Consider the following 233-nt stretch of genomic DNA (forward strand, 5'->3'; position numbering starts at 1 on the left):
TCGGTCGAGGCCTTGTTCTAGCAGATGATCTTGTTGATGACTTCAGTTTTGAGGGCGCGAGCTTTTCAAAAAAAGTCTTGACGTTATGGAAACATAATGTTAAGATAATAGATGTCTGGTGGCGATAGCCAAGTGGTCACACCCGTTCCCATGCCGAACACGGAAGTTAAGCACTTGAACGCCGAAAGTAGTTGGGGGCTTCCCCCTGTGAGGATAGGACGCTGCCAGGCGAT

Annotated in this window: 1 rRNA gene; it reads left to right on the forward strand. The window is 48.9% G+C overall.

Features of this window, described 5'->3' with window-relative positions:
* The first annotated feature begins 114 nt into the window (after positions 1-114).
* Positions 115-230, forward strand: a 5S ribosomal RNA gene (gene rrf, locus D3D03_RS16675).
* The last annotated feature ends 3 nt before the right edge of the window (positions 231-233 follow it).

This window comes from Exiguobacterium sp. RIT452 (assembly GCF_003598705.1).
In the GTDB taxonomy this organism is placed as follows: Bacteria; Bacillota; Bacilli; order Exiguobacteriales; family Exiguobacteriaceae; genus Exiguobacterium_A; species Exiguobacterium_A undae.